Below are 19,155 nucleotides of genomic sequence, written 5' to 3' on the forward strand. Positions count from 1 at the left end.
GGACTACGTATTCTCGAAATGTCGGGAACGGCTCGAAACGGGCCGGTCCGGGTCCGTCCAGGCCGGTCCAGCCGGCCGGAACCGGCGCACGCCCCCTGCGGGGCCGGGCCGGTACGCAGCTCGGCGGAGACGCCTCGCACGGACGGGGTCCGGGCCGGCCGACGTCCATCGGGAGGTGGGACGCCGGGTGGCTGCAGCAAGCGGGCCGGGCACGGCCGGGGACCTGCCGGCCGACGTCACCAGCTTCGTCGGCCGGCGCCGCGAGATCACCGAGGCGCTGCGCCTGCTGGCCTCCGCCCGGCTGCTGACCCTCACCGGCCCCGGAGGCGTCGGCAAGACCCGCCTGGCCCTGCGCGTGGCCGAACGCGCGCGCCGGAACTTCCGCGACGGCGTCCGGCTGGTCGAGCTCGCCGACCTCAGCGACCCCTCTCTCCTCGCCCACACCACCGCCGAGCGGCTGCACCTGCGCGCCGAGCCGTCCCTCGACCCCGTCGAGCTGGTCGTGGACCACCTCGGCCCCCGCGAGGTCCTGCTCATCCTCGACAACTGCGAGCACCTGGTCGAGCGGTGCGCGGACTTCGTCGCCCTCCTGCTGCGCTCCTGCCCCCGGCTCACGGTCCTGGCGACCAGCCGCCAGTCGCTCGGCGTCTACGGCGAGAGCACCCTCCTCGTCCCGCCGCTGCCGGTGCCCGGTCCCGGCCGCCCGCTCTCGGCCGGGGAGCTGGGCCAGTACGACGCGGTGACGCTGTTCGTCGAACGGGCCCGCGCCGTCCTGCCCGGCTTCGAGGTCACCGACGGCGCCGCCCCCGACGTGGTGGCCCGGCTGTGCCGCGACCTCGACGGCATCCCCCTGGCCATCGAGCTGGCGGCCGTCTGGCTGCGCACGCTGTCGCTGGGCAGCCTGGAGGAACGGCTCTCCGAGCGCTACCGGCTGCTCACCACCGGCCCGCGCAGCGCCCCCACCCGGCAGCGCACGCTGCGCGCCCTCATCGACTGGAGCCACGACCTGTGCTCCCGGCCCGAGCAGCTGCTGTGGGCCCGGGCCGCGGTCTTCTCCGGCGGCTTCGACCTCGCCGCCGTCGAGCACGTGGGCGCCGGGGACGGCGTCGGCCCCGAGGCGGTCCCGGACCTGGTGCACTCCCTCGTCGACAAGTCGGTCCTGATCCGCGAGGAGCACCGCGGCGAGGTCCGCTACCGGATGCTGGAGACGCTGCGCGAGTACGGGCTCGAACGGCTCGCGGAGTCCGGCGAGGAGGAGGCCGTGCGCCGCCGGCACCGCGACTGGTACGCCGACCTGATCGGCCGGTTCGACGCGGAGTGGATCGGCCCCGGGCAGGAGCACTGGCTCGACCGCCTGGAGCACGAGCGCGCCAACCTCCGGGCCGCGCTCGCCCACTGCCTCGCCCGCCCGGAGGAGGCCGTCGTCGCCCTGCGCATGGCCACCGGCATCGACGAGTACTGGAGCATCCGCGGGCTCAACACCGAGGCCCGCTACTGGCTCGACCGGGCGCTGGCCGCCGCCCCCGCCCCCAGTCGCGAACGCGTCTCCGCCCTCTGCCTCGACGCCTGGTACGCGCTGCTGCAGAGCGACGCCGCGTCCGCGCGGCCGCTGCTCGACGAGGCGGAGGCGCTGCTCGGCACCGTCGGCGGCCGCGGCCAGGCCGCGTTCGTCGCGCATGTCCGGGGCATGGCGGCCCTGTTCGCCGGCGAGCTGGACCGGGCCGCGGAACTCCTCGGCGCGGCGCTGGACGGTTTCCGCGCCGGACGCCCGCGCGGCGAACTGTTCGCGCTGTCCATGCTGGGCCTGTCCGAGGGGCTGCGCGGCGACCGGGCGAGGGGACTGGCCCGCATCGAGGAGTGCCTCGACCGGGCGGCGGAGCGCGGGGAGGCGTACTGGCGCTCCTGGGCGCTGTGGTCGCTCGCCTTCCTGGAGCTGGACCACGACCTGGGCCGCGCCGAGGCGGCGGCGAAGGAGGCGCTGGCGGTCCACGGCCGGATGGAGAGCCAGCTCGGCACGGCCTTCCTCGTCGACCTGCTCGGCTGGGTCGCCGCGCGGCAGGACCGTCACGTCCGGGCCGCGACCCTGTTCGGCGCCGCCGCCGCGGTGTGGCACCCCATGGGCGCCACCCTGGACGGCTACGCCCCCATGGCCGCCGCCCACCACCGGCACCTCGCCGAGGTCCGCGCGGCCCTCGGCGACGAGCGGTACGAGGCGGCTTTCGCGCAGGGCAACGGCATGACGGCGCGGGCCGCGGTCGCCTTCGCCCTGGAGGAGCCGAAGAAGCCGCCGCGCCGCGCCCCGCGCGCCGCCGACGGGTCGACACCGCTGACCCCGCGCGAGCGCCAGGTGGCGGCCCTGCTGGCCGAGGGCCTGTCCAACAAGGAGATCGCCGCCCGCCTGGTGGTGTCCACCCGTACGGCCGAGACCCATGTCGACCACATCCTGGGCAAGCTCGGCTTCACCTCCCGCGCCCAGGTCGCGGCCTGGTCCGCAGCCCAGGGCCTCACCCCGTCCCAGGGGGACTGAGCGGGCCGGAAAACGCTTGGACGGCGGACTTCCCGTTACGGGACACTCCCTTTCCTCACCGCTGGTACCACAACAGAGGGTTGGGTTGGAATTGTCTGAACCGTCCGAGGGCTTACCGAGCAGCGGCTCGGTCCTCCTCGCTCTCCGCTACTACGGGCGCGAACTGTTCCGCATGCGCCGGCTCACCTTGCCGGCCCTGCTGCTGCCCGCGCTCGGCAACGTCTGCATCAACTACCTCTCCCCGCTCGTCGTCGCCAAGCTCGTCGGCGACCTCGCCGACGGCAAGGGGGCCGGGCTCGACCGGCTGCTGCCGTACGTCCTCGGCTTCGCCGGTGTGCTGCTCCTCGGCGAGGCGCTGTGGCGCGTCGGTCTGCACTGCCTGAACCGGGTCGACGCCCGGGGCATCGAGCACCTCTACATCGTCGGCATGGACGAACTGTTCGCCAAGGACGCGGCGTTCTTCCACGACAACTTCGCGGGCTCGCTGACCAAGCGGGTCCTCAGCTTCGCCTCCCGCTTCGAGGAGTTCGTCGACACCCTGACGTTCTCCCTGATGGGCAGTCTGGTGCCGCTGGCCTTCGCCTCGGTGGTGCTGTGGCAGTACGACCCGCTGCTCGTCGTCGGACTGCTGCTGCTCATCGTGATCACGGCCGTGGGGGTGCTCCCGCTCATCCGGCGCCGGCAGGCGCTGGTCGCCGAGCGGGAGCGGGCGATCGCCCGGGTGTCCGGCCACGTCGCCGACAGCCTGATGAACATGGACACCGTCCGCTCGTTCGCCGCCGAGGACCGCGAGGCGGCCGAACACCGGTCGCGCGTCGCGGAGTCGCGCCGTCTCACGCTGCGGTCGTGGGACTACGGCAATCTGCGCATCGACACGCTCGTGGCGCCGATGTCCGTGCTCACCAATGTGCTGGGTCTGGTGCTCGCGCTGTCCCTGGGCGCGGGGCAGCACGGCGTGGAGGCGGTCATCGTGGCCTTCACGTACTACGCCAACGCCACCCGGATCATGTTCGAGTTCAACCAGATCTACCGGCGGCTCGAGAGCTCGATGACGGAGGCCGCGCAGTTCACCGAACTGCTCGCGACCCCGCCGACGGTGGTCGACCCGCCGTCCCCCGAACCGCTCGCGGTCCGGTCGGCCGCGGTGCGGTTCGAGCGGGTGGACTTCGCGCACGGGGGCGCCGCGAAACCGCTGTTCGAGGGCCTCGACCTGGACGTGCCCAGCGGGTCGAAGCTCGGTCTGGTCGGCCGCTCCGGCGGCGGCAAGACGACGCTGACCCGGCTGCTGCTGCGGATGACGGACGTCGACGGCGGCCGGATCCTGATCGGCGGCCAGGACATCAGCCGGATGCGCCAGGCCGACCTGCGTAGCCAACTCGCCTACGTGCCGCAGGACCCGGCGATGTTCCACCGCACCCTGCGGGAGAACATCGCGTTCGCCCGGCCGGGCGCCACGGACGCCGAGATCCGGCGGGCGGCGGAGGCGGCGCACGTGACCGAGTTCGCCGACACGCTGCCGGAGGGCTTCGACACCATGGTCGGCGAACGTGGGGTGAAGCTGTCCGGCGGGCAGCGCCAGCGCGTCGCCCTGGCGCGGGCGATCCTGCGCGACGCGCCGATCCTGCTGCTCGACGAGGCGACCAGCGCCCTGGACTCGGAGAGCGAACTCCTCGTCCAGGACGCCCTGTGGCGGCTGATGGAGGGGCGGACCGCGCTGGTCGTGGCGCACCGGCTGAGCACGGTCGCCGGCATGGACCGGCTGATCGTCCTCGACCGGGGCCGGATCGTCGAGCAGGGCACGCACAAGGAACTGCTCGCCGCGGACGGGGCGTACGCGAAGCTCTGGCAGCACCAGTCGGGCGGCTTCCTCGACGACACGATCGACGATCCGATCGACACCCCGGTCCCCGACCCGATCGGCGGCCGGATGGACGACACGGCGACGCGCACTGGAGCGGGAAAGGAGTATTAGGTTAGGCTTACCTAAGTCCGATCGTCCCGTGAGGAGTCGCCGTGAGTGCTGCCCCCGATCCCGCGCCGTCCGAGCCGACCGCCGCCGAGCGGGTCCGCTCCGTGCTGGCCCAGGCGGAGTCCCTGTCCCTGACCACCCAGGGCCAGAGCTACGACCTGATCGGGATGCTCTCCGTCGGCCCCGGCGGCCGGATCTCCCTCCACCCGCCGGCCGACAGCCCGTTGGCGGTCCGGGTCGCCACAGCGCCCCTCGGCGGCCTCGCCGCCCTGCTGGACTTCACCGACATCGCGCCGACCGCGATGCGCGAACGGGTCCGGGCCAGGGTGACCCTCTCCGGATGGCTCACTCCCGCCGAGGCGGACGCCTCCGGCGGGCCGGTCCGGCTCGACCTGGCCCGGGTCACCCTGCGCACCCCGGCCGGCGCCGAGGACGTCGCGCTCGACGCGTACGCCGTCGCCGAGCCGGACGCCCTCGCCGTCGAGGAGGCCGCGATGCTCACGCACCTCGCCGACGCGCACGAGGACCTGGTCGCCGAACTGCTCCTGCTCGCGGGCCCGCAGGTCCCGCCCGGCGTCCTCCGGGTCGCGCCGCTCGCCGTCGACCGGTACGGGCTCACCCTGCGCTGTGAGTACGAACGCGGCCACTGCGACCTGCGGTTCCTGTTCGGCGCCCCGGTCCGCGACGGGGCCGAGGCCGGCGAGCAGATCCGCCGGCTGCTCACCGGCCGCCGCTGCGCGCACCGGCACGACGCCCCCATCAACTGAACGGCCCGCCGCGCGGGGCCCGTTCAGAGCGCCACCACCGTCGCCTCCGTCGCCTTCACGCTCGTCCACACCGGCGTCCCGTCGGCGAGTCCCAGCTCGGCGGCGGCCTGCGGAGTGATCTCGGCGACCAGGTCCGGCACCTGGTCGGAGGTGATCAGCAGCCGCAGCCGGCTCCCGCTCGCCGTGATCTCCCGGACCGTGCCCGGCCAGTTGTTGCGCGGGCTGCCGCCCGGCTTCTCGCGGTGCACGGACACCGCCTCCGGCGCGATCACCGCGAGCGCCTCCGTGCCCTCGGGCAGCGGGTCGGCGGCGACCAGCGTCCCGCCCCCGGCGAGCGCCAGCCCCTCGGCGGTGGCCGTGCCCGGCCAGGCGTTGCGGCCCAGCATCCGGGCCACCCACGGGGAGCGGGGGTGCCGGGCCACCTCGGCGGGCGAGGCGTCCTGGAGCGCCCGCCCGTCGTCGAGCACGAGGACCCGGTCGGCGAGCGAGACGGCCTCCACCGGGTCGTGGGTGACGATCAGACAGACCCCGCCGAACCCGGCGAGGTGGGCGCGCAGGGTGTGCCGTACGTGCGCGCGGGTCGTCTGGTCCAGGGCCGCGAGCGGTTCGTCCAGGACCAGCAGCCTGGGCCGCGCGGCCAGCGCCCGGGCCAGGGCGACCCGCTGGGCCTGACCGCCCGAGAGCTGGGCAGGGCGCCGGTGCCCCAGATGACCGACCCCGAGCCGGTCCAGCCATTCCTGGGCCGCCCGCCGGGCCTCCGCCCGGGGCATGCCCTGGGCCCGGAGCCCGTACGCCGTGTTGGCCAGGGCCGACAGGTGCGGGAACAGCGCCCCGTCCTGCGGCACCCAGGCGACGCGCCGGCGGTGCGGCGGCAGCGCGGTGACGTCGGTGTCCCCGAGCCGGAGCCGCGCGTGGGCGCGGGGCGTGAGCCCGAGCAGGGCCCGCAGCAGCGTCGTCTTGCCCGCGCCGTTGGGCCCGACGACGGCGATGGTGGCCCCGGCCGCGGCGTCGAGGGTGAGTCGGGTGAAGCCGGTGACGTCCGCGTGCAGCGGCCAGAGTTCCGTGGGCGCCGTGACCTGCGCCTCACCCGCGGCGGGCGGCGTGGGGGCCCGTACGGCAGCGGCGTCCTCCGCGGCCGGGTCGGCCGGCGTTCGGGGCGGGCGCGGCCGGTCCGCCGGTGCTCCCGTCCAGCGGCCGCGCAGGGCGACCAGGACGGCCATGGCGATGGCGAGCAGCAGCAGCGAGACGGAGGTCGCCGCCGCCGGGCGCTCCTGGAGCAGCAGGTACACCTGCAGGGGCAGGGTCTGCGTGGTGCCCGGCAAGTTCCCGGCGAAGGTGATGGTGGCCCCGAACTCGCCGAGCGCCCGCGCCCAGGTGAGCGCCGCGCCCGCGATCAGTCCCGGGGCCACCATCGGCAGCGTGACGGTGAGGAAGACCCGTACCGGCGAGGCGCCGAGCGAGGCGGCGGTCTCCTCGTACCCCGGCCGGAGCCCGCCCAGCGCGCCCTCCAGGCTGATCACCAGGAACGGCATGGCGACGAACGTGGCCGCCAGCACCGCGCCGGAGGTGTGGAACGGGAAGGTGACGCCGAAGGTCGACTCCAGCCACGGACCGAGCAGTCCGCGCCGGCCGAACGCGAGCAGCAGCGCCACGCCGCCGACCGTCGGCGGCAGCACCATCGGCAGCAGCACCAGCGAGCGCACCACCGCCTTGCCCGGGAACGGCACCCGGGCCAGCAGCCAGGCCAGCGGCACACCCAGCACCAGCGACAGCCCCAGCGCCCAGAACGACACCACCAGGGAGAGCCGCAGCGCCTCGACGGTGCCCGGCGCGCCCAGGTGCGCGCCCAGCTCCCCCCACTCGGTCCGCGCGAGGACACCGATCAGCGGCAGTGTCAGCAGCGCCACGGCCAGCAGCGCGGGCAGCGCCAGGACGAGCGGCGGACGGGCACCGGGGCGTGACATGGACGGCTCCTACGGCTTCTGGAAGCCGGCGTCCTGGAGGACCTTCCGGCCCTCCGGCGAGGACAGCCAGGCCACGAAGGCGGCCGCGGCCTCGGTGTTCTTCGAGCCCTTCAGCGTGGCCGCCGGGTACGAGGCGACGGCGTTCTGCGCGTCCGGGATCTCGACCGCGTCGACCTTGCCGGCCGCGCTCGCGGCGTCCGTCCTGTAGACGAGCCCCGCGTCGGCCTCGCCGAGCTCGACCTTGCTGAGCACCGCGCGGACGTTCGGCTCCTCGGAGACCGGCTTCACGGTGATCTTCTGGGCGTCGAGGATCTTCCTGCTGTACTTGCCGGCCGGCACCTCCGGCGCGGCGAGCACGACCTTGAGCCCGGTGTCGGCGAGGTCCTTCAGCGCCCCGATCCTGTGCGGGTTGCCCTCGGCGGTGGCGATGACCAGCCGGTTCTTCGCGATCACGGCCGGCGTGCCGGTGTCGCCCTTCACCTTGCCCATGCTCTCGGTGTCCGCCGTGACCAGGACGTCGGCGGGGGAGCCCTGCGCGACCTGGGCGACCAGCTCCTGCGAGCCGGCGAAGGAGAACGTGATCCTCGTGCCCGGGTGGGCCTTCTCGTAGGCCGCGCCCGCCTTCGTGAACACGTCGGTGAGCGAGGCGGCGGCGAGCACGGTGAGCCGCACGGCGGAGCCGGACGCCTTCGCGCCGCCGGCGTCCTTCGTGCCGTCGGCGCCGCAGGCGGCGAGCGGGACCAGCAGGGCGGCGGCCAGCGCGGCGGCGGCGCCGCGTCGGGTGAGGGACATGGGGAGGGTCTCCTGGAGTCAGGTGCGGTCGATGTGGACGTTCGTCGACTTCACGCGGGCGGTGGCCCGCATGCCGACCTCGAGCCCCAGCTCCTCCACGGCCTCCCTGGTCAGGAGCGACACGAGCCGGTGCGGTCCGGCCTGGATCTCGACCTGGGCCGCGACGTCGCCGAGCTTGATCGCGGTGACGATCCCCGGGAACGCGTTGCGCGCGGAGGTGTACGAGGTCTCCTCGTCGTCCCCGCCCTGGGCGAGCTGGACCGAGAACGCGGCCAGGTCACGGCCGTCGATGAGCCGCCGCCCGCTCTCGTCACGATGCGTCGCGACCCGTCCCGCGTCCGCCCAGCGGCGCGCGGTGTCGGGACTGACGCCGAGCAGCTGCGCGGCCTGTCCGATGGTGTAGGACTGCATGTGCGCCACATTAGGGTGATCAAGCTGGCACCTGCAACAAATTCGGCGGACGCTCCATGGCGTCTGCGGGGACCCTCGGAGGAACGTACGAGGACGGTCGCGGCCGGCGCCGGCTTCCGAGGCGGAAACCCGCCCGCGGGCCTACCGTGGTCGGTGAGGAGGGGGCGTACACACGAGGAGGCCGCGATGGAGCAGCACTTTGTCTGGGTCACGACCCGCCGTATCAAGCCCGGCACCCTGGCCGAGTTCGAGCGCGCCTGGCGGCCGGGGATCCATCCGGACGGAATGCTGCACGCGTTCGCGTACTGGTCCGAGGACGGCGAGGAGATCACCGGCGTGTCCGTCTGGGACTCCCAGGACGCCTGCGAGGGCTGGCGGTCCTCCGACGCGGAGCGCGAACGCCGCGAGGCGATGGCCCCGTTCGTCGTCGAGGAGCGCGAGGGCTTCTACCGCGGCGGCGCGCTCAGTATCCCGCGCGGCTGAGGCGCACCGGGGCCGAGCCGGCCCCGGCTCACTTCAGCTGGCGGCGGACCAGTTCGTGCAGGGCGCCGCCCGGGTTCGCGAGGAGGGCGGCCGGCGGGCCCTGCTCCACGACGCGGCCCTCCGCCATCACGATCACCCGGTCGGCGTCCATGACCGTCGACAGCCGGTGCGCGATCACCAGCCGGCTCGCGCTGAGCTTGCGGGTGCTGTCCATGACCACGCGCTGCGTCTCGTTGTCGAGGGCGCTGGTGGCCTCGTCGAAGAACAGGATGCGCGGCCGGCGCACCAGCGCCTGCGCGATCATCAGCCGCTGCCGCTGCCCGCCCGAGATCGCCCCGCCGCCGGAGATCATCGTGTGCAGCCCCATCGGCATCCGCTGGATGTCCTCGGCGAGCCCCGCCATCGCGGCCGCCTCCATGACCTCCTCCGGCGTGTACGCCTCCGTGCCGCGGATGCAGTCCATGATCGAACCGGACAGTGGCTGGGCGTTCTGCAGCACCACCCCGCACTGCCGGCGCACCTCCGCCCGGTCGAGCGCGGCCAGGTCCTGACCGTCGTACAGCACGCTCCCGGACGTGGGCCGGTCGAAGCCGATCAGCAGCCGCAGCAGCGTCGACTTGCCGCAGCCGCTCGGGCCGACGACCGCCACGAACTCGCCCGGCCGGACCTCCAGCGACACGTCGTCCAGGACCAGCGGCCCGTCCTCGGCGTACCGGAACGACAGATTGCGGGCCTCGATCTCCCCCGTCAGCGTCCCCGGCCGGGCCCCCGTGCCGCGCACCTCGGGTTCCTCGTCGAGCAGCGGCCTGACCTGCTCGAACAGCGGCAGCGCCGCGGCCGCGGAGACCAACGCCCCGGTGACCTGGGTGACGGAGGTCAGCAGCATCGTCAGGGCGGTGCTGAAGGTGAGGAAGCCGGACGCCGACAGCGTGCCCTCCGCCGGGCCCGCGAGCAGCACGAACATCGTCACCGAACACAGCGGCAGACACACCGCGTCGAGCACCGTGCTCAGGTTCCGGATCCGCCCGGCCCTCTGCTGCAGCTCCCGCGACTTCGCGAACTCCCCTGCCCAGGCCGCGTACGCGAAGCTCTCCGCCGCGGCGACCCGCAGCTTCGGCAGCCCGCGCAGGGTCTGGTACGCCTGGTTGTTCAGCTTGTTCCCGAGCTCCACGAGCCGCCGCTGCCAGCGCAGCTGCCACAGCCTCATGCCCAGGAACACCGCGCCCACGACGACCAGCATCGCCAGCGCCACGAGCGCCAGCGAGCCGCTGTACGCGAACAGCAGGACGACGTTCATCGCGCCGACCGTGCACGCCTGCACGACGACCGGCCCCAGACCGGACAGCACCTGGCGCACGGCGCTGATGCCCATCGCCGCGCTCGCCAGCTCGCCCGTGGAGCGGCCGGTGAAGAACCGCGTCGGCAGCCGCAGCAGCCGGTCCCACACGGCGGGCTGCAGCGCCGCCTCGATCCGGCCCTCCATGCGCAGGATCGTGAGGTTCTGCAGCAGCATGAACGCGGCCGTGACCAGGCCGGCGAGCAGCACGCCGACGGACACCTGCACGATCAGGTCGGTGCGCGCGTTCGGCACGTACTCGCCGAGCACCCGCCCCGTGGCGATCGGCACCAGCGCGCCCAGACCCACCGTCACCAGGCCGCCGAGGAACAGGTTCCGCAGGTCCGCGCGGGTGCCCCGCAGGCTGAACCGGAGCAGCCGCCACGGCGTCACCGGCCCCTGCGGCAGCGGCCGGTAGAACATCACCGCCCGGTCCTCGAACTCCCCGGCGTTGTCCTCGTCGATCGGGATCCGCCGCCCGGTGGCCGCGTTGACCGCCTCGTACCGGCCCCGCCGCCACAGCAGCGCCACCGGCGCGCCGGACCTGGCCCGGTGGCCGACCAGCGGGCCGCAGTCCTGCCGCCACCAGCGGCCGTCGAGCCGGACCTCGCGGGTGCGCAGGCGCGCCGCCACGGCGATCCGCTCGACCGGGGAGACCCGGTCGTTCTCCTCGCCGCCGCGCGGGGTCTCGGGGAGCGGGATGCCGCTCGCCGCGGCGACCAGGCGGCAGACGGCGTACGTCCCGTCGTCCGCCGCCCGGTCGCCGGCCGCGTCCGGTCCCGTCGAGCGCCCGTCACCGCGCCTGGACCGGTCGGGCCGGCCGATCGAGGCCAGGAGCGCCCGGTCCGCGCGGGCGCGGACGGCCTCTCCCGCCCTGATCCCCTCGGCCGCGCGGTCCTCATGGGCGCGGTCGAGGCGTTCGATCCAGCGGTCGACCGCGGACAGCAGCCGGTACTGCTGGTTGACCATGCGCTGCCACATCGCGCCGTCGACGAGCAGGTCGGCCGCGGCCTCCGCGCCGATCTCCGCCCCGTACCGCACGCTGCCCGGCTCGACGTCCATCCACAGCACGTCGTCGTCGCCGGCCGTCGCGTCGTCGGCGCCGGTGCGGCCGTCCAGCGGGGCCTCGAACAGCACCCCGAGGCCGCGGCCCACGCCCAGCGCGAAGGCGTGCTCCAGCGGACCGGACTCGGCAGGGGGCTGCGCCTGATGCGGCGGGTACCCGTACGCGTGCCAGACGCCCCACTCGTCGTACGCGCCGTAGCTCTCGTACCCCGTGTCGTACCCGGTGTCGAACTCCGGCCGGTGCAGCTCGCGCAGGGCGATCCGGCGCACCAGGCAGTCCTGCGAGGGCCGGCCGAGCAGGGTGTGCCGGGGCCCCTCGACCGGGCCGAGCAGCAGCGTCCCGGTCTCCAGCCGGCCGAGGAAGTGCCAGGCGCCCTGCTCGACGGCGTCCACCGCGAACAGGTCGAGCGCGCCGCCGACCACCAGCCACAGCACGTGCGGCCCCTCCAGCGGCAGGGTGCGCAGCCCGGCGCAGTCGACCGGGGTGCCGAGCCCGCCGAGGGCGTGCACGACCGGGTCCGCGGCACCGGCCTCGGGCACGTACGCGCCGTGGGCGGGGCCGGCGGCGTGGGCGGGCGCGGTGCCGTACGCGGGGTCGGCCGGGTACGCGCCGTACGCGGGATCGGCGGCGTACGCGGAGTCGGGCGGGTACGACACGTCAGTGCTCCTTGACCAGCTCGGCGTACGCGCCCCCGGCCGCGACCAGGTCCTCGTGCCGGCCGCGCTCGACGACCGTGCCGTGGTCCAGCACCAGGATCTCGTCGCTGTCGCGGACGGTGCTCAGCCGGTGCGCGATGACCACGCAGGCGCAGCCGCGTCGCCGCAGGTTGTCGATGATGGTGCGTTCGGTCTCCGCGTCCAGGGCGCTGGTCACCTCGTCGAGGACCAGCACGCTCGGCCGCCGCACCAGCGCCCGGGCGATCTCCAGGCGTTGGCGCTGCCCGCCGGAGAAGTTGCGGCCGTCCTGCTCGACGCGGCCGTGGATGCCGTCGGGCCGACGGGAGATCACGTCCAGGAGCGCCGCGTCCCGCAGGGCGGCGGTGACCGCCTCGTCCGGGATCGACGGGTCCCACAGCGCCACGTTGTCGCGGACGGTGCCCTCGAAGAGGAACACGTCCTGGTCGACGAAGGAGACCGACGCGGCGAGCGTGCCGCGCGGGATGTCGTCGAGCCGCTGCCCGTCGATGCGGATCACGCCCTCCCAGGGGCTGTAGAGCCCCGAGATGAGCCGGGACACCGTCGACTTGCCGCTGCCCGAGCCGCCGACCAGGGCGATCTGCTGACCGGGGCCGACGCTCAGCGAGAAGCCGCTGAGCAGCGGCTTGTCGAGGGGGCTGTAGCCGAAGGTGATGTTCTCCAGGCTCACATGGCCCTTGAGCCGGCGGGTGTCGGACTCCGGGTCCGGACCCCAGTACACCGGGTCGACCGGGAAGTTCTCGACGTCCTTCAGCCGGGCCAGGTCCGCGGCGAAGTCCTGGATCCGGCCCGCGACGCCGTTGAGCCGGGTGATCGGCGCGCTGAAGCGCGCCACCAGCGCCTGGAACGCGACGAGCAGACCGATCGACAGATGGCCCTCGACCGCCCGCAGTCCGCCGATCCACAGGATCAGGGCGCTGTTGGCCGTGGCGAGCGTCGGCGCGACGACCGCGAGCACCGCGCTCGGCACGCCGAGCCGCTGCTGCACGTCGAGGGTGGTGGCGTGCTGGCCCGCCCAGCGGCGGAAGAAGCCCTGCTCGCCTCCGGTCGCCTTCATCGTCTCGATCAGCTGCAGGCCGGTGTACGAGGTGTTCGTCAGGCGGGCGCTGTCGGCGCGCAGCTTCTGCGTGCCGGTGGCCCGCAGCCGGACCACGATCCGCATCGCGACCACGTTCAGCAGCGCGATGCCCACGCCCACCAGCGTGAGCTGGGGGTCGTACGTCCACAGCAGCACCGCGTACAGCAGGACCACGATCCCGTCGACGGCGGCGGCCGTCAGGTCCCGGGCGAGGGTCTCGGCGACGGCGTCGTTGGACTGCAGCCGCTGCACCAGGTCGGCGGGACTGCGCTGGGCGAAGAACCCCACGGGCAGCCGCATCAGATGGCGCAGGAACCGGGCGCTGCTCAGCGTGGAGGAGATGATCCGGCCGCGCAGCAGATTCGCCTGCTGCAGCCAGGTCAGCACCGCGGTGAGCGCCACGAGCGCGCCCATCGAGGCGAACAGCGGGCCGAGCAGCGAGGCCTGACCGCCGATCAGGAACAGGTCGATGTACGTCCGGCTGAGCGCGGGCAGCGCCGCGCCGACCGCCACGAGCAGCAGGCTCGCGAGCAGCGTGGCGAGCAGGGTGCCGGTGGTGCCGCGCAGCCGGGCCGGCAGCGCCTGGAGCATGCCCGGCCGGCGGCCGCCGGGACGGAAGTCGTCGGTGGGCTCGAAGACCAGGGCGACCCCGGTGAAGCTGGTGTCGAAGTCCTCGGCCGGCACGAACCGGCGGCCCTTGTCCGGGTCGTTGATGTGCACGCCGCGGCGGCCGAAGCGGCGGCCCGTGCCGTCGTACACGACGTAGTGGTTGAACTCCCAGAACAGGATGGCGGGCGGCCGCACCCCGGCCAGCGCGGCCGGCTCCATCTGCATGCCCTTGGCCTGCAGCCCGTAACTCCGCGCGGCCTTCAGCACGTTGCTGGCGCGCGAGCCGTCGCGGGACACGCCGCAGGCGATCCGCAGCTCCTCCAGCGGGACATGGCGGCCGAAGTGCGCGAGCACCATCGCCAGTGCGGCGGCCCCGCACTCGACGGCCTCCATCTGCAGGACCGTGGGGGTGCGCACGGGCTTGTACCGGGCGGGCCGCTGCGCGCGCGGCTGCCGGCGGTCGGGGCGGCGCCGGCCCGCGGAGCGCTGCGGCGCGGGCGGTTCGGCGCGGCGGCGACGGCGGTCGGCCGGCGGCAGCCGGCGCTGGGCGGTCACGGCAGCAGCCAGTCGATCGGGCGCTGCTCGGCCAGGCGGACGACAGCGGTGAGCGGGGTCATCGACACGAGCCGGTGCGGCGGTCCGCCGGCGGTCGACCAGGCGTAGCCGGAGGCGGAGTCCGGCGCGCGGTCGAGGCGGACGAGGACCGGCAGGGTCCGGCCCTGCCGGAGGAACTGCTCGGCCGCCTGCCCGCCGCCGAGGAAGGCCGCGAGCTGCTGCCGCGACTGGGCGGTGCGGGCCACCGACTCGACGCGGCCGCGCAGCACCCCGTACTTCTGCCGCGGGACGGACTGGACGGTGAGGTCGACGGAAGCGCCGACGGGGACGTTCGCGGCGTCCTGGGCGGTCAGGTAGAGCACGGCCTTCAGCGGATCCTCGGCGCCCTCGACCCGTTCGACGGCCGCGACGTCCGCGCCGACGGTGACGACGGCGCCGATGCCGGCGGCGAGGGCGGTGAGCCGGCCCGCTTCGAGGGTGCGGACGGTGCCCGTGCCCCGGGGGGTGCGCAGTTCGAGGAGCGGTGCGCCGGCGGCCACGCGGTCGCCCTCCTTCGCCAGGACCTCGGTGACCTGCCCGGCGACGGGGCTCTGCAGGACGTACCCGCCCTGCCCGTGGGTGAGCAGCCCGGGGGCGGTCAGCGTGGAGGAGACGGTGCCGGTGACGGCCCAGACCGTGGCGGCGGTCATCGCGAGGACGGTGACGAGCAGCACGGGCCAGCCCTGGGGGCGGGCGAAGCGGACCGGCAGGTCGATCTCGTCGCCGGACTGGAGCTTGGCGAGGGCCTGTTGGCGGAACTGCATGGAACTCTCCGACGGAAGCGGGCATGCCCCGGAGCCGGTTCAGCGGCTCCGGGGCATGCGACGCGAGACTCGGTCAGACGCCCGCGATGGTGGCGTTGACCAGGCCGGCGGCCGGAGCGGTGTTCAGGCCGGTGACGCCCTCCACCTGGGCGACGAGGGAGCCGACGAGCGGGGTCACGGCCGGAGCGATGCCGTCGAGGGCGACGGTGCTGTGGGCGACGACGCCGCCACCGAGGCCACCGGACACGTTGTCCAGGTCGGCGTCGGAGATCTCCATGGTCTCGATCTGGGGGTTCATGAAGTTTCCCTTCAAATGGGGACGTACCGAACAAGCCACGGATGCCTGGCACCGGACCGATGGCACCGGTCCGGAGGGGGAGCTTCCGGGGAGGTCTGGATCAAAGCACGGGCGCGGGCCGCCCAGCCAATCGAACGGAGCCCTCAACGGGCGCATCCGTGTGCGGAATTGCCTCGGGGTGCACGCGCGTCCATGGCTTGGCGGCACCTTCTTCACGAGTTCCCCCGGGGTGATCGCCGGGCGGGGGCTCCCGCAAGGAGACGGAATGCGACATTCCGCTCAGAGAGCGCCAGGTGCGGGTCGCCGGCTCGTGCAGGACCGGGGGGAACCTCGGGAGGCGGTGTGGCCTCTGCGCAATCGGTGTGCAGATCCGCGGTCGTCGCGGCCCGTCGCCGCTCAGTGCCGTTCGGTGACGGCGGAGCCGCCGGGCTCCCGGACCGTGATGGCCCCGGAGGGACACACCTGCGCCGCCGTACGGACGGACTGCCGGTGGGCCGTGGCCTGGGCGGCGGCGAGCAGCACGACGAGCCCGTCGTCGTCCTGGTCGAAGACCGCCGGGGCGGTCAGGGCGCACATGCCGGCGCCCTGGCAGCGGCCGCGGTCGACGGACAGCCGCGGGGAGTCCTTCGCGTCCATGGCGTCAGTCCTCGTCCCAGGTGACCGGCAGGCTGTGGACGCCGTAGATGTTCATGTCCGTCCGCAGCGGAACGTCCTCCGGCGCCAGGGCCAGACGCAGCGTCGGGAACCGCCGCAGCAGCGCCGGCAGCGCGACCGTCAGCTCCACCCGGGCCAACTGCTGCCCCAGACACTGGTGGACGCCGTGCCCGAAGCCCAGATGCCCCGTCGCCGCCCGGCGCACGTCCAGGGAGTCCGGATCGTCGAACCGCCGCGGGTCCCGGTTGGCCGCGTCGAGCGCCAGCGTCACCGACTCCCCGGCGCGCACGAGCTGCCCGCCCACCTCCACGTCCTCCAGCGCCGAGCGCACCGTCGTGTGCGCGACCGTGAGGTACCGCATCAGCTCCTCGACCGCCCCGGCGGCGAGCTCCGGCTCGGCGCGCACCGCCGCCGCCTGCTCCGGGTCGCTCAGCAGCGCGAACGTGCCGTGCGCCAGCATGTTGGCCGTCGTGTCGAGGCCCGCGGCGAGCAGGAAGGCCCCGAGCCCGCTCAGTTCCCGGTCGTCCAGCCCCGAGTCCCGTACGAGGTCGCTCAGCAGATCGTCGGTCGGCTCCGCCCGCTTGGCCAGGACCAGGCCGTGCATGTACTCCATCAGGCCCGTCATGGCCGCCTCGCGCTCCTCCGGCGCGGCCTGCGCCGACATGAGCGTCAAGGCCTGCCGCTGAAACGTCTCCCGGTCGGCGTACGGCACGCCGAGCAGTTCGCAGATCAGCAGGGCGGGCACGGGCTGCGCGAACACCGGGACCAGGTCCGCGCCCGGCCCCCGCGCCGCCAGCGCGTCCAGGCGGTCCGCCGTGATCTCCTCGACCCGCTCGGTCAGCAGCCGCATCCGGCGCACGGTGAACCGGCCCATCAGGAGCCGCCGGTAGCGGGTGTGCTCGGGCGCGTCCATGCCCGTCATGTCCCCGGGCGGGGCGGGCGGGAGCGGGCCCTCGGGGGCGCCGGGCAGCGGATGGTGCATCAGCTCGTACCGCGAGCTGAACCGCGGGTCGGCGAGGATCGCCCGGCACTCCGCGTGGCCCGTGGCCAGCCAGCCCACGTGCCCGTCGGGGTACGCCATCCGGCGCAGCGGCCGTTCCTCGCGGAGCCGGTCGAGCCCGGCGGCCGGGTCGAAGGGGCAGCCGGCGGCCCGCGCGGTCGGCAGGACGACGGGCTCGGCGTCGTGGTGGTCGTACGGCATGGAGTCCTCCATGGGTAAGGGGAGTACGGGATCGGGTGAGGGACGCTCGGATTCGGGACCGGGTGACGGGCGTACGGGGTCGGTGTCGTGGTCGCGCACCGAGGTCACCGGGCGGCGGTGCGGCCGAAGGCGCGGCGGGCCCAGAGGTAGCCGACGACCGTGAGACCGGCGCACCAGGCGAGGGCCAGCCAGCCGCTCGAACCGATCGGCGTGCCCATCAGCAGTCCGCGCAGGGTCTCGATGACCGGGGTGAAGGGCTGGTACTCGGCGAACCAGCGCAGGCCCGTCGGCATGGAGTCGGTCGGCACGATCGCGCTGCCGAGGAACGGCAGGAAGGTCGCCGGCAGCGGGATGTTGCTCGCCGACTCCGGCGTCTTCGCGATGAGGCCGACGCCGGCCGACAGCCAGGTCAGCGCCAGGGTGAGCCCGGCGAGCAGACCGGCCGCCGCGAGCCACTCGACGAACGTGGCGTTCGGCCGGAAGCCGATGGCGAGCGCCACGGCGACGACGAGCGCGATGGCCAGCAGCGTCTGGATCACGCTGCCGACGACATGGCCGGTGAGGAACGAGGCGCGGGAGATGGACATGGTCCGGAACCGGTTGACGATCCCCTCGGTCATGTCGACGCACACGCCCACCGCGGTCGCCACCGCGCCCGCCGTGGCGGCCATGAGGATGATGCCGGGGGCGACGTAGTCGATGTACGCGCCGCCCGAACCGCCCTGCGCGCCGGGGGCGATGCCCGCGCCGAGGGCGCCGCCGAAGGCGTAGTTGAACAGCAGGAGCATCATCACCGGCATGACGACCGTGGACACCGTCATGGCCGGATAGCGCTGCGCGTGCTTGAGGTTGCGCCGCAGCATCGTCATCGAGTCGCGCAGGGCGTAGGAGTTCGTGGTCATCGCGAGGAGTCCTTCGGGGAGTCGGAGCGGCCGGTCAGGGTGAGGAAGACGTCGTCGAGGTCGGGCGTGTGCAGGGTCAGCGACTCCGCCGGCAGCCCCTCGGCGTCCAGGACGTCGAGCACGGCGCGGAGGGTGGCGATGCCGCCGTCGCTCGCGATGCGCAGGCTCAGCGCCTCGTCGTCGCGTACGGAGCCCGCGAACCGGGCGGCGGCCGCGTCGAGTCGGTCGGTCCCGGAGAAGGACAGCCGGATGTGGCCGCCGGGGATCAGCCGCTTGAGCTCGTCGGCGGTGCCCTCGGCGACGATCCTGCCGCGGTCGAGGACGGCGATCCGGTCGGCGAGCCGGTCGGCCTCCTCCAGGTACTGCGTGGTGAGGAAGACGGTGACGCCCTGCTCGTCGACGAGCCCGCGGATGATCTCCCACATGGTCCGCCGGCTGCGCGGGTCGAGGCCGGTGGTCGGCTCGTCGAGGAAGATGATCCGGGGGTCGCCCACCAGCGTCATCGCCAGATCGAGCTTGCGCCGCATGCCGCCGGAGTACGTGGAGACCGGCTTCGCGGCGGCCTCCGTGAGCTCGAACCGCTCCAGGAGCGCGGCGGCCCGCCGCCGGCCCTCCCGACGGGGCAGGTGCCCCAGGTCCGCCATCAGGAGCAGGTTCTCCTCGGCGGTGAGCAGGTTGTCCACGGCGGCGAACTGCCCGGTGACGCCGATGGCGTCGCGTACGCCGGCGGCCTCGCGCACCAGGTCGCGCCCCGCCACCCGCGCCTGGCCGCCGTCGGCGGGGACGAGGGTGGAGAGGATCTCCACGGTGGTCGTCTTGCCGGCGCCGTTGGGGCCGAGCAGGGCGAAGACGGTGCCTTCGGGGATGTGCAGGTCGACGCCGTTCAGGACGACCTTGTCGCCGTACGCCTTGCGCAGGCCGGTGGCGGTGATGGCGGGCGGGGCGCTGGTCGCTGTTTCTGTCATGGGCATGACTGATGAACCTCCGTGCGAGGGTGCGGTCGATGGAAGAGGAGGAAGAGGAGACGGGGGAGCCCGGCCGGGGG

At 74.2% G+C, this 19,155-nt stretch carries 15 protein-coding genes; 4 read left to right on the forward strand and 11 right to left on the reverse strand.

The genetic code is table 11. The features are described 5' to 3' along the window. Positions 1-187 precede the first annotated feature (187 nt). From ACNJ93_RS27615 to ACNJ93_RS27625, 3 genes are all read left to right on the forward strand, one after another. Complete coding sequence (locus tag ACNJ93_RS27615; RefSeq protein WP_418960160.1) at positions 188-2,527, forward strand: ATP-binding protein; 2,340 nt, start codon at positions 188-190, stop codon at positions 2,525-2,527. 172 nt (positions 2,528-2,699) lie between these two features. Further along, positions 2,700-4,499 (forward strand): ABC transporter ATP-binding protein, encoded by a 1,800-nt coding sequence (locus ACNJ93_RS27620; RefSeq protein ID WP_418961550.1) that lies wholly within the window; start codon positions 2,700-2,702, stop codon positions 4,497-4,499. 41 nt (positions 4,500-4,540) lie between these two features. Next, positions 4,541-5,263 carry a DUF2470 domain-containing protein gene (locus tag ACNJ93_RS27625; protein ID WP_418960161.1) on the forward strand — a complete coding sequence of 241 codons (723 nt, stop codon included), beginning with the start codon at positions 4,541-4,543 and terminating at the stop codon, positions 5,261-5,263. A gap of 23 nt (positions 5,264-5,286) precedes the next feature. On the opposite strand, the gene ACNJ93_RS27630 is transcribed toward ACNJ93_RS27625, so the two are convergent. From ACNJ93_RS27630 to ACNJ93_RS27640, 3 genes are read right to left on the reverse strand one after another with little or no spacing between them, the layout of a single operon-like run. Then, positions 5,287-7,227, reverse strand: coding sequence for an ABC transporter permease (locus ACNJ93_RS27630; RefSeq protein ID WP_418960162.1), 1,941 nt, complete (start codon positions 7,225-7,227; stop codon positions 5,287-5,289). Positions 7,228-7,236: 9 nt separating this feature from the next. Beyond that, positions 7,237-8,019, reverse strand: coding sequence for a molybdate ABC transporter substrate-binding protein (modA, locus tag ACNJ93_RS27635; RefSeq protein ID WP_418960163.1), 783 nt, complete (start codon positions 8,017-8,019; stop codon positions 7,237-7,239). 18 nt (positions 8,020-8,037) lie between these two features. After that, positions 8,038-8,430, reverse strand: coding sequence for a TOBE domain-containing protein (locus ACNJ93_RS27640; protein WP_418960164.1), 393 nt, complete (start codon positions 8,428-8,430; stop codon positions 8,038-8,040). A 186-nt stretch (positions 8,431-8,616) separates the two neighbouring features. On the opposite strand from ACNJ93_RS27640, the gene ACNJ93_RS27645 reads away from it, so the two are divergent. After that, on the forward strand, positions 8,617-8,913 hold the full coding sequence (locus ACNJ93_RS27645; RefSeq protein ID WP_418960165.1) for a putative quinol monooxygenase: 297 nt from the start codon (positions 8,617-8,619) through the stop codon (positions 8,911-8,913). Between the two features lie 28 nt (positions 8,914-8,941). On the opposite strand, the gene ACNJ93_RS27650 is transcribed toward ACNJ93_RS27645, so the two are convergent. The 8 genes from ACNJ93_RS27650 to ACNJ93_RS27685 form a co-directional block, all read right to left on the reverse strand. Then, positions 8,942-11,854 (reverse strand): NHLP bacteriocin export ABC transporter permease/ATPase subunit, encoded by a 2,913-nt coding sequence (locus ACNJ93_RS27650; RefSeq protein WP_418961551.1) that lies wholly within the window; start codon positions 11,852-11,854, stop codon positions 8,942-8,944. Between the two features lie 118 nt (positions 11,855-11,972). Next, positions 11,973-14,252, reverse strand: coding sequence for an NHLP family bacteriocin export ABC transporter peptidase/permease/ATPase subunit (locus ACNJ93_RS27655; RefSeq protein ID WP_418960166.1), 2,280 nt, complete (start codon positions 14,250-14,252; stop codon positions 11,973-11,975). Continuing rightward, a complete protein-coding gene (locus tag ACNJ93_RS27660) occupies positions 14,249-15,055 on the reverse strand; it encodes an HlyD family efflux transporter periplasmic adaptor subunit (RefSeq protein WP_418960167.1) in 807 nt (268 codons plus the stop codon). Before ACNJ93_RS27660 ends, ACNJ93_RS27655 begins: the two co-directional genes overlap by 4 nt. Positions 15,056-15,128: 73 nt before the next feature. After that, the gene (locus ACNJ93_RS27665; protein WP_418960168.1) at positions 15,129-15,353 is read right to left on the reverse strand and encodes a type A2 lantipeptide; all 225 of its coding nucleotides are present in this window, start codon (positions 15,351-15,353) and stop codon (positions 15,129-15,131) included. A gap of 396 nt (positions 15,354-15,749) precedes the next feature. Further along, positions 15,750-15,989 (reverse strand): ferredoxin, encoded by a 240-nt coding sequence (locus ACNJ93_RS27670; protein WP_418960169.1) that lies wholly within the window; start codon positions 15,987-15,989, stop codon positions 15,750-15,752. A gap of 4 nt (positions 15,990-15,993) precedes the next feature. Continuing rightward, complete coding sequence (locus tag ACNJ93_RS27675; RefSeq protein WP_418960170.1) at positions 15,994-17,208, reverse strand: cytochrome P450; 1,215 nt, start codon at positions 17,206-17,208, stop codon at positions 15,994-15,996. Between the two features lie 104 nt (positions 17,209-17,312). After that, positions 17,313-18,110, reverse strand: a complete 798-nt coding sequence (locus tag ACNJ93_RS27680) for an ABC transporter permease (RefSeq protein ID WP_418960171.1) — start codon at positions 18,108-18,110, stop codon at positions 17,313-17,315. After that, positions 18,107-19,081, reverse strand: coding sequence for an ATP-binding cassette domain-containing protein (locus ACNJ93_RS27685; RefSeq protein ID WP_418960172.1), 975 nt, complete (start codon positions 19,079-19,081; stop codon positions 18,107-18,109). The genes ACNJ93_RS27680 and ACNJ93_RS27685 overlap by 4 nt, the downstream gene beginning before the upstream one ends. Positions 19,082-19,155 lie beyond the last annotated feature (74 nt).

This window comes from Streptomyces tritici (assembly GCF_048500665.1).
Classification (GTDB): Bacteria; Actinomycetota; Actinomycetes; order Streptomycetales; family Streptomycetaceae; genus Streptomyces; species Streptomyces tritici.

Excerpts from the sequence above, each read along its gene's own strand:
- ACNJ93_RS27640 (WP_418960164.1), bottom strand. The coding sequence starts at position 8,430 with ATGCAGTCCTACACCATCGGACAGGCCGCGCAGCTGCTCGGCGTCAGT.
- ACNJ93_RS27685 (WP_418960172.1), bottom strand. The coding sequence starts at position 19,081 with ATGCCCATGACAGAAACAGCGACCAGCGCCCCGCCCGCCATCACCGCC.
- ACNJ93_RS27660 (WP_418960167.1), bottom strand. The coding sequence starts at position 15,055 with ATGCAGTTCCGCCAACAGGCCCTCGCCAAGCTCCAGTCCGGCGACGAG.
- modA (WP_418960163.1), bottom strand. The coding sequence starts at position 8,019 with ATGTCCCTCACCCGACGCGGCGCCGCCGCCGCGCTGGCCGCCGCCCTG.
- ACNJ93_RS27620 (WP_418961550.1), top strand. The coding sequence starts at position 2,700 with ATGCGCCGGCTCACCTTGCCGGCCCTGCTGCTGCCCGCGCTCGGCAAC.
- ACNJ93_RS27630 (WP_418960162.1), bottom strand. The coding sequence starts at position 7,227 with ATGTCACGCCCCGGTGCCCGTCCGCCGCTCGTCCTGGCGCTGCCCGCG.
- ACNJ93_RS27645 (WP_418960165.1), top strand. The coding sequence starts at position 8,617 with ATGGAGCAGCACTTTGTCTGGGTCACGACCCGCCGTATCAAGCCCGGC.
- ACNJ93_RS27665 (WP_418960168.1), bottom strand. The coding sequence starts at position 15,353 with ATGAACCCCCAGATCGAGACCATGGAGATCTCCGACGCCGACCTGGAC.
- ACNJ93_RS27680 (WP_418960171.1), bottom strand. The coding sequence starts at position 18,110 with ATGACCACGAACTCCTACGCCCTGCGCGACTCGATGACGATGCTGCGG.
- ACNJ93_RS27670 (WP_418960169.1), bottom strand. The coding sequence starts at position 15,989 with ATGGACGCGAAGGACTCCCCGCGGCTGTCCGTCGACCGCGGCCGCTGC.
- ACNJ93_RS27675 (WP_418960170.1), bottom strand. The coding sequence starts at position 17,208 with ATGCCGTACGACCACCACGACGCCGAGCCCGTCGTCCTGCCGACCGCG.